This window comes from Hydrogenophaga sp. (assembly GCF_036675665.1).
Taxonomy (GTDB): Bacteria; Pseudomonadota; Gammaproteobacteria; order Burkholderiales; family Burkholderiaceae_C; genus Hydrogenophaga.
Map to the genome: position 1 here is coordinate 1 of NZ_JAKFEO010000074.1, position 13,381 is coordinate 13,381.

At 65.4% G+C, this 13,381-nt stretch carries 13 protein-coding genes; all 13 read right to left on the reverse strand.

The features are described 5' to 3' along the window. A partial coding sequence (locus V6M63_RS19030) for a methyl-accepting chemotaxis protein (protein WP_332744407.1) occupies positions 1–1,487 on the reverse strand: 1,487 nt, incomplete at its 3' end. A 111-nt stretch (positions 1,488–1,598) separates the two neighbouring features. After that, positions 1,599–2,060, reverse strand: a complete 462-nt coding sequence (locus V6M63_RS19035; RefSeq protein ID WP_332744409.1) for a cache domain-containing protein — start codon at positions 2,058–2,060, stop codon at positions 1,599–1,601. A 156-nt stretch (positions 2,061–2,216) separates the two neighbouring features. After that, positions 2,217–2,933 (reverse strand): RNA polymerase sigma factor FliA, encoded by a 717-nt coding sequence (locus V6M63_RS19040; RefSeq protein WP_056268555.1) that lies wholly within the window; start codon positions 2,931–2,933, stop codon positions 2,217–2,219. Between the two features lie 2 nt (positions 2,934–2,935). Continuing rightward, complete coding sequence (locus tag V6M63_RS19045; protein WP_332744412.1) at positions 2,936–3,706, reverse strand: hypothetical protein; 771 nt, start codon at positions 3,704–3,706, stop codon at positions 2,936–2,938. Beyond that, complete coding sequence (gene flhF, locus V6M63_RS19050; protein ID WP_332744414.1) at positions 3,699–5,228, reverse strand: flagellar biosynthesis protein FlhF; 1,530 nt, start codon at positions 5,226–5,228, stop codon at positions 3,699–3,701. The genes V6M63_RS19045 and flhF overlap by 8 nt, the downstream gene beginning before the upstream one ends. Continuing rightward, positions 5,225–7,303, reverse strand: coding sequence for a flagellar biosynthesis protein FlhA (gene flhA / locus V6M63_RS19055; protein ID WP_332744415.1), 2,079 nt, complete (start codon positions 7,301–7,303; stop codon positions 5,225–5,227). The genes flhF and flhA overlap by 4 nt, the downstream gene beginning before the upstream one ends. Positions 7,304–7,364: 61 nt before the next feature. Further along, positions 7,365–8,522, reverse strand: a complete 1,158-nt coding sequence (locus tag V6M63_RS19060; protein WP_332744416.1) for an EscU/YscU/HrcU family type III secretion system export apparatus switch protein — start codon at positions 8,520–8,522, stop codon at positions 7,365–7,367. Positions 8,523–8,761: 239 nt separating this feature from the next. Then, positions 8,762–9,373 carry a protein phosphatase CheZ gene (locus V6M63_RS19065; protein WP_332744418.1) on the reverse strand — a complete coding sequence of 204 codons (612 nt, stop codon included), beginning with the start codon at positions 9,371–9,373 and terminating at the stop codon, positions 8,762–8,764. A gap of 11 nt (positions 9,374–9,384) precedes the next feature. Continuing rightward, entirely contained in the window at positions 9,385–9,771 is a 387-nt protein-coding gene (gene cheY / locus V6M63_RS19070; RefSeq protein ID WP_056268580.1) for a chemotaxis response regulator CheY, read from the reverse strand. A gap of 48 nt (positions 9,772–9,819) precedes the next feature. Then, on the reverse strand, positions 9,820–10,800 hold the full coding sequence (motB, locus tag V6M63_RS19075; protein ID WP_332744420.1) for a flagellar motor protein MotB: 981 nt from the start codon (positions 10,798–10,800) through the stop codon (positions 9,820–9,822). A 117-nt stretch (positions 10,801–10,917) separates the two neighbouring features. Further along, positions 10,918–11,775 (reverse strand): flagellar motor stator protein MotA, encoded by an 858-nt coding sequence (gene motA, locus V6M63_RS19080; protein ID WP_056268588.1) that lies wholly within the window; start codon positions 11,773–11,775, stop codon positions 10,918–10,920. A gap of 156 nt (positions 11,776–11,931) precedes the next feature. Further along, on the reverse strand, positions 11,932–12,468 hold the full coding sequence (gene flhC, locus V6M63_RS19085; protein WP_332744424.1) for a flagellar transcriptional regulator FlhC: 537 nt from the start codon (positions 12,466–12,468) through the stop codon (positions 11,932–11,934). A gap of 128 nt (positions 12,469–12,596) precedes the next feature. Beyond that, positions 12,597–12,932, reverse strand: a complete 336-nt coding sequence (flhD, locus tag V6M63_RS19090) for a flagellar transcriptional regulator FlhD (protein ID WP_056268595.1) — start codon at positions 12,930–12,932, stop codon at positions 12,597–12,599. Positions 12,933–13,381: the final 449 nt, after the last annotated feature.

Below are 13,381 nucleotides of genomic sequence, written 5' to 3' on the forward strand. Positions count from 1 at the left end.
GCGGCGCTTTCTTCCACCAGCGCGGCGTTCTGCTGCGTGACCTTGTCCATCTGGCTGATCGCCTCGCCGACCTGGCCCACGCCCGAACTCTGTTCGCTGGTGGCGCTGCTGATCTCGCCCACCAGGTCCGACACGCGCCGGATCGCGCTCACCACGCCCTGCATGGTGGTGCCCGCCTGGTCGGCCAGCGCGGTGCCGCTGGCCACGCGCTCCACGCTGGTGTCGATCAGGCCCTTGATCTGCTTGGCCGCTTCGGCGCTGCGCTGCGCGAGGTTGCGCACCTCGGCCGCCACCACCGCGAAACCGCGGCCCTGTTCGCCAGCGCGCGCGGCTTCCACCGCGGCATTGAGCGCCAGGATGTTGGTCTGGAAGGCGATGCCGTCGATCACGCCGATGATGTCGGCGATGCGCCGCGAGCTGTCGTTGATGCCCTTCATCGTTTCAACAACCTGGCCCACCACGCTGCCGCCTTCGATAGCGACCTTCGAGGCGTTGAGCGCCAGCTCGTTGGCCTTGCTGGCGTTGTCGGCGGTCTGGCGCACGGTGGAGCCCAGCTGTTCCATCGAAGCCGCCGTCTCCTGCAGTGAAGAAGCCTGCTGCTCGGTGCGGGTGGACAGATCGGCGTTGCCCTGCGCGATTTCGCCCGATGCCACTTCCACCTGCTCGGCAGTGCCGCGCACTTGCGACACCAGCGTGCCCAGCTGGGCCGAGACCTGATCGAGTGCCTGCAGCACCTGACCGGTTTCGTCACGCGAGGCGGTGTGGCTCTGCGTGCGCAGGTCGCCGTCGGCCACGGCCGTGGCCAGGGCACGCGCCGCGCGCAGAGGCGCCACGATCATGCGCACGCACCACCAGCCCACTGCGGCCGAGAGCAGCAGCGCCAGGGCCGCGCCCACGGCAATGCCCAACCCCTTGTCAGCGGCGGCGGAGGCCGACACGTCCACCCGGGTGTTGGCGGCTTCACGCTGGCTGGCGGCCAAGGCGGAAATCTGTTCATCGAGCTTGAGGTAAGCCGTCTGCATGATGTCGATGAAGCTGCCCGCGGTGCTCAGGCCGGCGCTCTTCATGTCGAGCGCGTCCAGCGCCGACTGGCGGAACGCGGCGTGCGTCTTCTCCAGCACGAGCAGCTGGGCGCGGGCCGCGTCGTCCCACATCGGCAGCGCATGCTGAGCCTTGATCAGTGCTTCGATCTCACCGAGTTCGAGTGCAAGCGCCTTGTCCAGCGCGTCGATGCGCGCGGCGGGGAACTCGGCCCCGGTCCAGGCCAGCGATTGGTTGGCGCTGCCATAGGCAGCGCCGATGCGGCGCTGCAGCTCGGCGGTGGTGGCCAGCGTGGGCAGGGTCGACGACTGCATGGAGCGCAGCGAACTGGACAGATCGCTCGTGGCCCACAGCCCCAGGGCGGCCACGATCGCCAGGCACAGCATGGTGACGAGTGGCGCCAGCGCGACTTTGACACCGATGCGGGCGTTTTCAAACAACTTCATCGTTCTGGTCTCGTGTTCGAAGGACATGTGCCGTCACGCCCGCAGGGCGCATGGCACGGAGATGCTCGAATCGGCGGCGGTGGCACGGACGCGCCACCGCCGCGGGGCGCATCAGCGGTAGACGCCGACGGCCACCGCCAGGTTGGTGCCGGCAACGCGTTTGACGAAGGTCGTCTTGCCTTCCACCTTCTTGCTCACCGGGTGCGCCCAGTCGTAGTCGACCCAGCCCTCGCCCTTGCCGGCGACCATCACGAACTCCTTGACGAATTCCTTGCCGTTCTGGTCCTTGAGGCCAAGCAGGTTCTTGCCCACCAGCTTCTCGTTGACGCCATGCGCCTTGATGGTGCCGTCGATGTCGAACAGAAAAACGTACAGGTCCTTCTTGTTCCAGTTGGCCTTGTCCTTGGTGAAGTCATCAAAGGCCTTGTCGTTGCCGACCTTCTTCAGATGGGCGATGGCGACCTCGGTCATGGCCTTGGCTTCTTCGCGCGTGCCGTTGTCCTGGGCGGATGCGCCGGTCATAAAGGCCAGCGATGCGAACAGCGCGAGCAAGGGGCGGTACAGGGATTTCATGGTTTGTTTCCGTGGATTGAAGGAATGATGGAGGACCTGGAAAGACGCGCATTTCGGCGCGATCACAACGCGGATCGTGTGGACCTGGCGTGTTTATGAGATCGACCTGCGGTGCCCGAACTTGACGCGGGTAAACCCGTGTTCGGTCGGCCGATCTCAGTGCTCGCGCAATTTCGAGCGCAGGCGCGCAATGGACTGGCTGTGCAGCTGGCAGATGCGCGATTCGGTCACGCCGAGCACGGCGGCGATTTCCTTGAGGTTCATGTCGTGCTCGTAGTACATGCTCATGATCTGCTGCTCGCGCTCGGGCAGCACGTTGATGGCGGCCACCAGCGCGGTGCGCATGCGGTGGTCCTGCAGCTTGGCTGATGGATCGGCTTCGCTGTCGCCCATGTGGCGGTCCAGGAAACCGTCTTCGTCGTCGCTGCCACCGCTGATGTCTTCCAGGTACACCAGCTGGGTGCCGCGCACCTTGGCCAGCAGGTGCTGGTAGTCGGCGAGTTCCATGCCCAGCTCGGCGGCGATCTCGGACTCCTTGGGCACGCGCTGCAGCTTCTGCTGCAGACGGCTCACGGCCTGCTCGATGTCCTTCTGGCTCTTGCGCGAGCCGCGTGACATCCAGTCGCCTTCGCGCAGCTCGTCGATCATCGCGCCGCGGATGCGCTGGCTGGCGAAGGTCTCGAACTGCACGCCCTGCGTGGGCTCGAAACGCGCAATGGCTTCGGTCAGGCCGATCATGCCGACCTGGATCAGGTCATCGAGTTCCACGCTCGGGGGCAGCTTGGCAATCATGTGGTGGGCCAGACGCCGCACCAGCGGGCTGTATTTGCGCAATTGCTCGTCGCGGTTGAGCGTGCCTTTGGCGGTGTACATCTTCAGCTCCAGAGAGGTGTCGGGGCAACGCGGACCAGGCCGTGATACCCGTGTGTGTCGGTGTCGGCCAGCGTGGTGATGGCGCTGGCCTGGGCGCGGTGGGCCCAGGTGTGCGCCGGCCAGCACTCCAGCTTCAGCCCGAGGTGGCGTGCCGCGCAGTCGGTGACCGTGGTCACCAGCGGCTGCAGCACCTGCGCGCCGCCTGCGGCCAGCGGAGCGAGCACCGGCGACAGACCCGCCGAGTGCAACAACTTGACCGAGCCGTAGGCGTCGATGGCGGCCTGCGGCTGTTCGAGCACGGGCACCATGGCGCGGGCATTGAGGCCCGGCAACACGCCGGCCAGGCCGAAAGCCGGTGCAAACAGCAGCACGATCACGCCCGGCGCAAACGGCGCCAGCAAGCGCGAGAGCGCCACCGGTGCGCCTGCGGCGTGTGCGGTTTCCTGCAGCGCCTGCAGGCCGCGCGCACCGGGCATCACCAGCCAGTCGGTGCTGTCGATGGGCTGTTCGAGGTGACCGATGGAGGGGTCCTGCAGCGCGCGCAGCAGGCCGAGGTGGCTGCCGGGCTCGCGCTGGACGCCGCTGGATTCGGTGGCCGTGCCGTCGACGATGACGACCGAGCGGCCCAGGTTCGTGAGGCAGCCCGCGAGCATGTAGAGCCACTCGTGGCCACGCGCTGGCTGCGCCGGGCTGGCCACGGGCAACAGGCACGGCCCGCCGCTGCGGCTCTCGCCGCGCAGACCGGCGGCCTGATCAAAGCCGTGTTCAAACATGCGAGGCTCCCAGGTTGACGCCGCGTGCGCCGGTGGGGGCGAAGTAGAAGCCCATGTCGGTGGCCACCGGGTCGTAAGCCGACTTGCCGGACGTGCCCATGGACATGCGCACCAGGGCCGAGGCGTCGGGGTTCTGCCAGTCTTCGGGCACGCGCTGGCCGTTGGCCACGCCGCGCAGCGTCACCTGGTGGCGGATCAGCGCGTCCAGGGCGGGGCCGAGCTTCACGGCTTCGTCCACCTTGGAGAGCACCACGCCGTGCAGCGAGCTGGCCTTGAACGAGGTCAGCACTTCGTCCAGCGTGTCGCCCTGCGATCCGGCGTTGAGCACCAGGGTCTTCTTGACCTTGGGCATGTCCAGCACGTCGAGCATGTCCTGGATGCGCTGGTCGCGCTGGCCCAGGCCGGCGGTGTCGATGATCACCAGGCGCTTGCCCGAGAGCAGGTTGAGCAGGTCTTTCAGCGCGGCACGGTCGTGGGCCAGATGGGCCACCACACCGAGCATGCGGCCGTAGGCGCGCAGCTGTTCGTAGCCCGAGACACGGTAGGTGTCCAGGGTGATCATGCCCACGCTGGCGGCACCGTACTGCTTGACGCATTGCGCCGCGAGCTTGGCGGCGGTGGTGGTCTTGCCCACGCCGGTGGCGCCGATCAGCGAGACCACGCCGCCTTCGTCGCACAGGCCGGCGGCGGGCGCGCTCACCTTGAGGTTGCGGGTGATCACGTCCATGAGCCAGCGGAAGGCTTCGGGCGCACCGGCGTCGGCGGGCACGCGGTCCAGCACGGCGCGGGCCATGGCGGGCGAGTAGCCAGCGCGGATCATCTTGAGCATGAGGCTGGACTGGATCGGGTTCTGCTTGGAAGAACCGAGCCAGGCCAGCGTGTTGAAGCGCTCTTCGATCATGTCCTTCAGCGCGGTGAGCTCCACCGCCATGCGGCTGTCTTCCTTGCTGGCGAAACGCACCGGAGGCTGCGAATCTTCCCAGGCGGGTTCGGCCGTTTCGCGGGTGCGGATGGTCTGCTGGCCCAGGCGACCGCCGAAGGCGGCCTGCACCGGCTCGTTGAAGCGCTGCACCGGCACCACGATGGGCTCGGCCGCGGGCGTCGGGGTGGGCGCGGCCTGCACCGGCGCGCGGTACTGCGGCTCGGGCGGCTCGGCGGGCGCGGCCTCCTGCATCGATTCGCGGCGCTTGCGCAACATGCGTTCGCGCACATATTCCTGGAACGACAGCGTGCTCATGGCCAGGGCCTCGGTGTCACCGGCCACCGATTCGGGCTGTGCCGGCGTGGCAGCGGCCTTGGCGCGGGCGGCGAAAGCGGTGGGTGCGGCGGCGGGGCGGGTGGCGATCGGCGCGGGGCTGGCGTTGTCGGCCAGCGAGGCCAGGCTTTCCTCGGCGGCGGCCATCACCTCAAACCCTTCGCTGGTGGAGCGGGTGGAGAGGATGACGGCGCTGTCGCCAAAGGCATTGCGGGCTTTGGCCATGGCTTCGCGGGAGGTCGGGGCGGTGAAGCGCTGGATGTTCATGATGCAAGTTCTCCAAGAATCGGGCCAATGCGGATCAGGTGGGTTTCAGGAATTTCGCTGTGCGCCAGCACTTGCAGGCGGGGCGCGGCACGGCGCAGCAGGCGCGCCATGGCGTTGCGGATGGCATCGGGCACCAGCAGGCAGGCAGGCACGCCTTTTTCTTCCTGCTTGTTGGCGATGTCGGTGGCCGATTTGCTCAGCATCTCGGCCACGCCGGGGTCCAGCGCGCCGTTGGCCGCGCCGCTCAGGGCCTGCATCAGCAGACGCTCGAGACCCGGCTCGATGGCGATCACTTCCAGCTCTTTCACCGGGCCATAGATCTGCTGCACGATGGCCGGCGAGAGCGCGGTGCGCACGCGGCGGGCCAGCTCCTGCGGGTCGGTCGTGGTGGTGGCGTGTTCGGCGATCGATTCGATGATGGTGCGGATGTCGCGCACGTGCACCGACTCTTCCAGCAGCAGCTGCAGCACTTTCTGGAAGGTGGCAACGGAGATCATCTTGGGCACGACTTCTTCGATCAGTTTGGGGGCCAGTCGGGTGACGTGTTCAACCAGGTCCTGGGTCTCTGTCCGGCTCAGCAACTTGGCTGCCTGGACTTGCATCAAGTGTGAAAGATGCGTGGCCAGCACAGTCTCGGAATCAACCACGGTAAAACCGGCCATCTGCGCGTTTTCACGTTGCTTGTCTTCGATCCAGTGCGCGGGCAGACCAAACGCCGGGTCGGTCGTGGGGGTGCCGATCAGTGGGGTGCCCAGGCCGCCCGGATCGATGGCCAGGAACATGCCGGGGAACACCTCGCCCTCGCCCACCACCACGCCGCGCAGGGTGATGCGGTAGGCGCTGGGGCGCAGCTCCAGGTTGTCGCGCACGTGCACCGCCGGGGGCAGGAAACCCACCTCCTGTGCAAATTTCTTGCGCACGCCCTTGATGCGGGTGAGCAGGTCGCCCTGGCGGGTCTTGTCGACCATGGCGATCAGGCGGTAGCCCAGCTCCAGGCCGAGCAGGTCGACCGGCTGCAGGTCGTCCCAGGTGGCTTCGCCGTCGCTCTGCACCGCAGGCGCTTCGGGCTCGGCCACGGGGCGGGCATCGACCCGGGTGCGCCACCAGGCCAGGCCACCAAAAATGGCGGCAAAGCTCAGGAACACCACGTGCGGCATGCCCGGAATCACGCCCAGCAGGAACATGACCGCGGCCACGATGCCCATGACCTTGGCGGAGATGAACATCTGCTGCATCACCTGCGCGCCCAGGTCTTGGTCCTTGCCCACGCGCGAGACCACCATGGCCGCGGCCACCGAGATCAGCAGCGACGGGATCTGGGCCACCAGCGCGTCGCCCACCGCCAGCAGGATGTAGGTGCTGGCCGCTTCACCGGCCGACAGACCGTGCTGCATCACGCCGACCGCGAAGCCACCAATGATGTTGATGATCAGGATCAGGATGCCGGCGATGGCGTCACCGCGCACGAACTTGGAGGCACCGTCCATGGAGCCGAAGAACTCGGCCTCGTCGCCCACTTCCTGGCGCCGCTTCTTGGCCTGCTTCTCGTCGATCAGGCCGGCGTTCAGATCGGCGTCGATCGCCATCTGCTTGCCGGGCATGGCGTCCAGCGTGAAGCGGGCCGACACCTCGGCAATGCGCTCCGAGCCCTTGGTGATCACGATGAAGTTGATCACCACCAGGATCACGAACACGACAAAACCGACCGCGAAGTTGCCGCCGATCAGGAAATGGCCAAAGGCCTCGATCACCGCGCCGGCCGCGCCCGGGCCGGTGTGGCCTTCGAGCAGCACCACGCGGGTGGAGGCCACGTTGAGCGAGAGGCGCAGCAGCGTGGTGAGCAGCAGCACGGTGGGGAACACCGAGAAGTCCAGCGGGCGGCGCATGTAGGCCGCCACCATCATGACCACCAAGGCCAGCGCGATGTTCAGCGTGAAAAAGGTGTCGAGCACCCAGGGCGGCAGTGGCAGCACCATCATGGAGAGCACCGTCATCACCAGCATGGGCGCGGCCAGGCCGCCGGCCCAGGCCGCGTTGCGGTTCATCCACTGCTGCAAGGGAGCGAGTGCGTTCATTCGGAGTCCTTCGTGCTACGCACTTCGGTGCGAACTGGTTTGGGGCGGCCCGGCACGGCGTTCATTCGGAATCCTTGGAGGCGGTTTTCTTGAAGTGCGGATCCAGTTCGGGCGGCACCTGCGGGGTGGGCATCTCGGCGGGCATGGCGCCCTGGCCCTTGAGGGCGGCCTTGACCTGGTACACGTAGGCCAGCACCTGGGCCACGGCGGTGTACAGGGCCGAAGGCACCTCACCGTCGAGCTCGGCGTGCGCGTAGAGCGCACGGGCCAGCATGGGCGACTGCAGCACCGGCACCTTGTGCGCCTTGGCCACGTCGCGGATCTTCATGGCGATCAGGTCGGCGCCCTTGGCCACCACCCGTGGCGCGTTCATGGAGGTCTCGTCGTAGCGGATCGCCACCGCGTAGTGGGTGGGGTTCATCACCACCAGATCGGCCTTGGGCACGGCGCCCACGCTGTTGCGCTGGGCCATCTCGCGCTGGCGCGCACGCCGCTGCGCCTTCACATGCGGATCGCCCTCGGATTCCTTGTGCTCCTGCTTCACCTCCTGGTGAGACATCTTGAGCTGGTTGCTGTGCAGGAACTTCTGGATCGGAAAATCCACGATGGCGAAGAACGCCACCACGAGCAACAACAGGCTCACGCCCTTCACCATCCAGGCACCGAGCTGGCCGAGGCCGGATTCCAGCGGTTGCGTCACCAGCGTTCCGAACAGTTCCACATGCGAGGCGATGAACTGCCAGGCGACGAAGCCCACCACGGCCGTGACGCCGGAGAGCTTCAAGGTGTCGATCACCTGCTGTTTGGAGAACAAGCGGCCAATGCCCTTGAGCGGGTTCAGGCGGCTGAGGTCGGGCATGAGGGGCTTGGTGCTCAGCGCGTAGCTGCCGGCGGCCACCGTGACACCGATGGCCAGACCCAGCACCAGCAGGCCCAGAGGCAGGTAGAGCATGAGTCCCTGCGAGAAGCCGTCCACCAAGCGTTGCAGCATCTGGCCGGGCTGCTGCAGGGAGGCGTGGTCGAAGCGCAGCTGCCCTTGCAGGGAGGTGCGCAGTTTCTCAAAACCCGTGGGGGCCAACGCCAGCAACAGCACGGAGCCGCCGCCGAGCACCGTCAGGTTGGACAAGTCCTTGGAACGCGGCACCTGACCATCGTTGCGCGCCTTCTTCAGGCGCTGCGCGGTGGCGGGTAGGTTCTTGTCTTGACTGGAGGAATCCATGGTGCGGGCTCACTTGATCGGTGAATCCGATTCTGGAATCCGCTTGGAAAAACTAAAGGGGAATAAGACGCTGTGTAGGGGTGCTTTTCTCTCTAGCACCACTTCGGGCTCGGAACGGCTGGGCGCGCTGCTCCGCGAATGTCCCCCGGCGGCTGGAGCCGCCTCCTCCTTGATTTCGCTGCGCAGCACGCCCAACCGCCCCGAGCTGCGGGGGTGGTGGGCGGGCGTGGCTGCGGGGGTTAGAAACCGAGCGACGCGAGCAGGTCGTCCACCTGCTTCTGGTCGTTGACCACATCGGTGCGGCCATCGCCATCCACCACCGGGCCAGCCAGTTCGTAGGCGTGGTCCTGGCCGGGCTGGCCCGAAGGCGCCGACTGCAGCAACAGGCCGAGCAACTGTTCTTCGATGGTGCCGGCAAGCTGCACCACGCGCGCGATCACCTGGCCGGTGAGGTCGTGGAAGTCCTGCGCCATCATGATGTCGGTCAAACGCGCGTCGGTCTGTTCGCTGGTGCGCACGATGTCGCTCGTCCACTCCATCAGTTCGGGCATGGCCTTGGCCAGCGCCGGCACGCGGGAGATGGTGTCGGCCAGCTGGCGCCCCCGCTCGGCGATCAGGCCCTGCTCGGTCTTGCCGAGTTCCACGTGGTTGAGCACCTTCTCGGCCGCTTCGCCGGTGAGGCGGGCGATGTAGGACAGGCGGCTCTGTGCATCTGGCAACTGGTCGACCGTGCCTTTGAGCTTGTCGGTGTAGCCCAGCTCCTTCAGTGCGTCGTGCAACTGGCGCGTGATGGAGCCCAGTTTCTGAAACATCTGCGGGGCACCAGGGTTTGCTGCGTCATCGTGGTTCATGGCAGCGTTCCTTAAATGCCGAGCTTCTTGAAGATGTTGGCCAGCTTGTCTTCCAGCGTCGCCTTGGTAAAGGGCTTGACGATGTAGCCTGCCGCGCCGCTCTGGGCCGCCAGCACGATGTCTTCCTTGCGGGCCTCGGCCGTCACCATCAGCACCGGCAGGTGCTTGAGCTTCTCGTCCTTCTTGATTTCGGCCAGCAGCTCGAAACCGTTCATGTTGGGCATGTTGATGTCGGAGACCACGAAGTTGAACACGCCGTTGCGCAGTTTGGCCAGCGCAATGGCGCCGTCTTCGGCCTCGTCCGCATCGGCGTGACCGATCTCTTTCAGCAGGTTGCGCACAATGCGGCGCATGGTGGAGAAGTCGTCAACGATCAGGAATTTCATCGGGGTGGACATGCATGCCTCCGAGGGCGGGTGGGTCGATGGGGTGGAGACGGAGGCCTTTCAGCCGCCGCTCCCTGAAGTTGATTTCGTCACTTCGGCGGGAATCTGAAGTGCCGGCGCCATGGATGTTTCAACGGCTGTTGGCTCGGGCGGCGCCACGGTCGCGGGGATCGAGCCTGGTGTCATGCGGTCTTCGGCCGCCTGCGTCATCACCACGATGCTGATGCGCCGGTTGATCGGATCGGTGGGTGTCTCGGGTCGCAACAGCCGGCTGGAGGCCAGGCCTTCCACACGGCGCAGCTTGTCGTCCGGCAGTCCCCCCGAGACCAGCTCGCGGCGCGAGGCGTTGGCCCGGTCGGCCGAGAGCTCCCAGTTGCTGTAGCCGCGCTCACCGCTGCCATAGGGCGTGGCGTCGGTGTGGCCGGCGAGCGCAATGCGGTTCTCCACATCGCCCAGGGCCCGTCCGATCTCGTGCAGGATGTCGCGCATGTAGGGCTTCACCAGCGAGCTGCCGGTGTCGAACATCGGGCGGTTCTGCTGGTCCACGATCTGGATGTGCAGACCATCGGTGGTCTTCTCCAGCTGGATCTGCGAGCCGAACTCGGCGAGCTTGGGACTGCTCTTGATCAGTTCGGCAATCTTCTTCTCCAGCGCGTCCAGTCGGGCGGCTTCCTGGCGGGCCTTGACTTCCTGAGCCATCTGGGCACCCATCATCTTGGCGGCACGCTCGGCTTCGCCGCTGTCCATCTGGCCAAACGACTTGCTCAGGTCGCGGCCACCACCGGGCAGGATGCTGCTGCTGTTGCCGGTGCCCGGCCCCCCCATGAGCGAGACCTTCACCGGCGACTGGAAGTAGCTGGCAATGCCGTCGAGCTCACCCTTGGCGGTGGAGCCCAGCAACCACATGAGCAGGAAGAACGCCATCATGGCCGTCACGAAGTCGGCGTACGCGATCTTCCACGCACCACCGTGAGCGGCATGCCCACTTTTCTTGATGCGCTTGATGATGATCGGTTGAAGTTTTTTTCCATCTCCAGCCATGTCAATTCCTCCGGAGCGGGAAACGGTTCAGTTCAGGGGCAACGAGGGTCCGGCTCTGCCGGCCCAAGGTGCCGCCCCCCTCCCAGGGGGGTGACGCGAAGCGGCGCGGGGGGTGTTTCATTTTTTCTTCACGTGGGCTTCGAGTTCGATGAAGGTGGGGCGCACATCGGAAAGCAGCACCTTGCGACCGAACTCGATGGCCGTGGCCGGTGCATAGCCCTGCATGCTGGCCAGCAGCGTGGTCTTGATGCACTGGAATTCCTTGCTGCCCTCTTCCACCTTCTGGTCCATCAGGCCACCGAGTGGCTCGAACACGCCGTAGGCCAGCAAGATGCCCAGGAACGTGCCCACCAGGGCGGAGGCGATCATGCCGCCGAGGATGGCGGGCGGCTGGCCCACCGAGCCCATGGTGTTCACCACACCCAGCACGGCGGCCACGATGCCGAAGGCCGGCAGACCGCCGGCCAGGCGGGCGATGGCGGCCACCGGTGCGTGGGCTTCCTGGTGGTGCGTTTCAATCTCGCTGTCCATGAGCGACTCGATCTCGTGCGCATTCAGGTTGCCCGAGACCATCATGCGCAGGTAGTCGGTGATGAACTCGACCACGTGGTGGTCGGCGGCGATGGTGGGGTACTTCTTGAACACCGCCGACTCGTGCGGGTTCTCCACGTCCTGTTCGATCGCCATCAGGCCTTCCTTGCGCGCCTTCTGCAGGATGTCGAACTGCAGCGCCATGAGCTCCATGTAGCGCGCCTTGGTATAGCGGCTGCCCTTGAAGCAGCCGGCCAGACCTTTGAACGACGCTTTGACCACCTTCATCTGGTTGTTGATGATGAAGGCACCCAGGGCCGCACCCAGGATGGTCGTCATCTCGAACGGCAATGCCTTGAGCACCACGCCGATGTTGCCGCCGTGGAGGATGTACACGCCGAAGATGCAAAGCATCGAAACGACAAAACCGATGATGACGAACATGTTCTTGGGCCTGAAAGAGGACGTGGCACCGATGGGGCGCGCGTGACTTTGGGGAATGCCTTTTCTATCGACCAACTCTAGGTGCGATTGAAGGGACCCATAAACGCGAAATGGACCCACATCGGGGTCCATTTCAAGTTTTGAGGAGCGCTCTGTTCAGTGCAGACGCAGACCACCGCTTGCTGCGCCCTTGCCTGCCCTGGCCGGTGGCTGGCACAGGCCGCAGATGAAGTGGCGGTTCTCGTAGGGTTCGGTCACGAAGTGGCCGCCGCAGCAGGTGCACTTGGTCAGGGTCAGCATGCCGTTGTCCACGAACTTCACCAGGCGCCAGGCGCGGGTGACGGAGAGGATGGGCTCGATCGCGCTGGCCGTCATCTGGTCGTTGTACAGACGGAAGGCCTTGATCACCGTGTCGATCTCTTCGAGTTCGCTGGTCTTGCTCAGGTACTCGTGGATGTTGAGGAACAACGAGGCGTGGATGTTGGGCTGCCAGGTGAGGAACCAGTCGGTGGAGAAAGGCAACTGGCCTTTCGAGGGACTCTTGCCCGCCACTTCCTTGTACAGGCGCAGCAGGCGCTCATACGACAGGCTGGTTTCGTACTCCAGCACCTGCAGGCGCGCACCGAGCTGGATCAGGGCCACCGCGCGTTCGATGTCGCGGGACTCGTTGAGGATGCTTTTGCCGACGGCCATGAGGAACTCCAGAGAAAACGAAACGATTCAGGACGGAAGTGACTTCATCCAGGGACACCGCGGATCCGGCTCCGCCGGTCCCAGGTGTCGCCCCCTGGGGGGTGACGCCGAAGGCGGCGCGGGGGGTGTCAATGCGCAGCCATTGACTCCGCAAATTTGCCGGCCATGAGGATGCTGGCGTGCAGCTGCGTGGTGGTGGCGTTGTCCACCTTCTTCACGTTGTGGCTGGTCAGCAGGTTCCACACCAGGTCGTCGTCCACTCGGAAGCGGCACAGCAACATGTTCGACGATGCGATCTTGAGCAGCTGCGCCGTGGACAGCATGCCCAGCAGGTCGGCGGCTTCTTCGGTCAGACCGAGGCGGAACAGGGCTTCGGCGCGGTCCTTGCGGATCAGGTTCTGCGCCAGCATCAGGTAGGTCAGATTGGCTTCGCGGATTTCAGCCAGGAGTTGTTCGCTGTCCATGATGTCTTCCTTCGGTAGAGGGGTCTGGGTTGTTGGCGACTTGCTTACAACTCCTGACCCGATGTGTGTAATTGTGTCGACCGGTAAAAGTTCTTGAATCGGTAAACGGCTGTAACGGGTGTCAGGAGTGCAGCACCTGCGTGTCATCCATTCGCCTACATCTTTGGTTCTCAAAACGGTCCTGCCCGTGCAGGTGCTGAACCGCCTGCGTGCCCCACCGATGCACCGCCCGCACCCACCCACGAGCCGCGGTGCGCAGGCGACTTGTCCATGAAGCGAATTTCAAGCAGCGCTAAAGAATCCGGCTGGATCTCCGAAATTGAACTCAACGGACTTCTAGAAAGGTTCGTCGTCCGGCAAGCGAAGCGGCGAGAAGGCAAACGGCCCCAAGGCCACCAGCCAACACGTTCAGCCCAGCACCGGTCGTGGCAGCCAGCCTTCTGGCTGGT

What these genes read in the sequence shown, in the direction of transcription:
- cheY (WP_056268580.1), bottom strand. Translation starts at nt 9,771, where the DNA reads ATGTCCACCCCGATGAAATTCCTGATCGTTGACGACTTCTCCACCATG.
- flhF (WP_332744414.1), bottom strand. Translation starts at nt 5,228, where the DNA reads ATGAACATCCAGCGCTTCACCGCCCCGACCTCCCGCGAAGCCATGGCC.
- V6M63_RS19035 (WP_332744409.1), bottom strand. Translation starts at nt 2,060, where the DNA reads ATGAAATCCCTGTACCGCCCCTTGCTCGCGCTGTTCGCATCGCTGGCC.
- V6M63_RS19060 (WP_332744416.1), bottom strand. Translation starts at nt 8,522, where the DNA reads ATGGATTCCTCCAGTCAAGACAAGAACCTACCCGCCACCGCGCAGCGC.
- motA (WP_056268588.1), bottom strand. Translation starts at nt 11,775, where the DNA reads ATGTTCGTCATCATCGGTTTTGTCGTTTCGATGCTTTGCATCTTCGGC.
- flhA (WP_332744415.1), bottom strand. Translation starts at nt 7,303, where the DNA reads ATGAACGCACTCGCTCCCTTGCAGCAGTGGATGAACCGCAACGCGGCC.
- flhD (WP_056268595.1), bottom strand. Translation starts at nt 12,932, where the DNA reads ATGGACAGCGAACAACTCCTGGCTGAAATCCGCGAAGCCAATCTGACC.
- V6M63_RS19065 (WP_332744418.1), bottom strand. Translation starts at nt 9,373, where the DNA reads ATGAACCACGATGACGCAGCAAACCCTGGTGCCCCGCAGATGTTTCAG.
- V6M63_RS19040 (WP_056268555.1), bottom strand. Translation starts at nt 2,933, where the DNA reads ATGTACACCGCCAAAGGCACGCTCAACCGCGACGAGCAATTGCGCAAA.
- motB (WP_332744420.1), bottom strand. Translation starts at nt 10,800, where the DNA reads ATGGCTGGAGATGGAAAAAAACTTCAACCGATCATCATCAAGCGCATC.
- V6M63_RS19045 (WP_332744412.1), bottom strand. Translation starts at nt 3,706, where the DNA reads ATGTTTGAACACGGCTTTGATCAGGCCGCCGGTCTGCGCGGCGAGAGC.
- flhC (WP_332744424.1), bottom strand. Translation starts at nt 12,468, where the DNA reads ATGGCCGTCGGCAAAAGCATCCTCAACGAGTCCCGCGACATCGAACGC.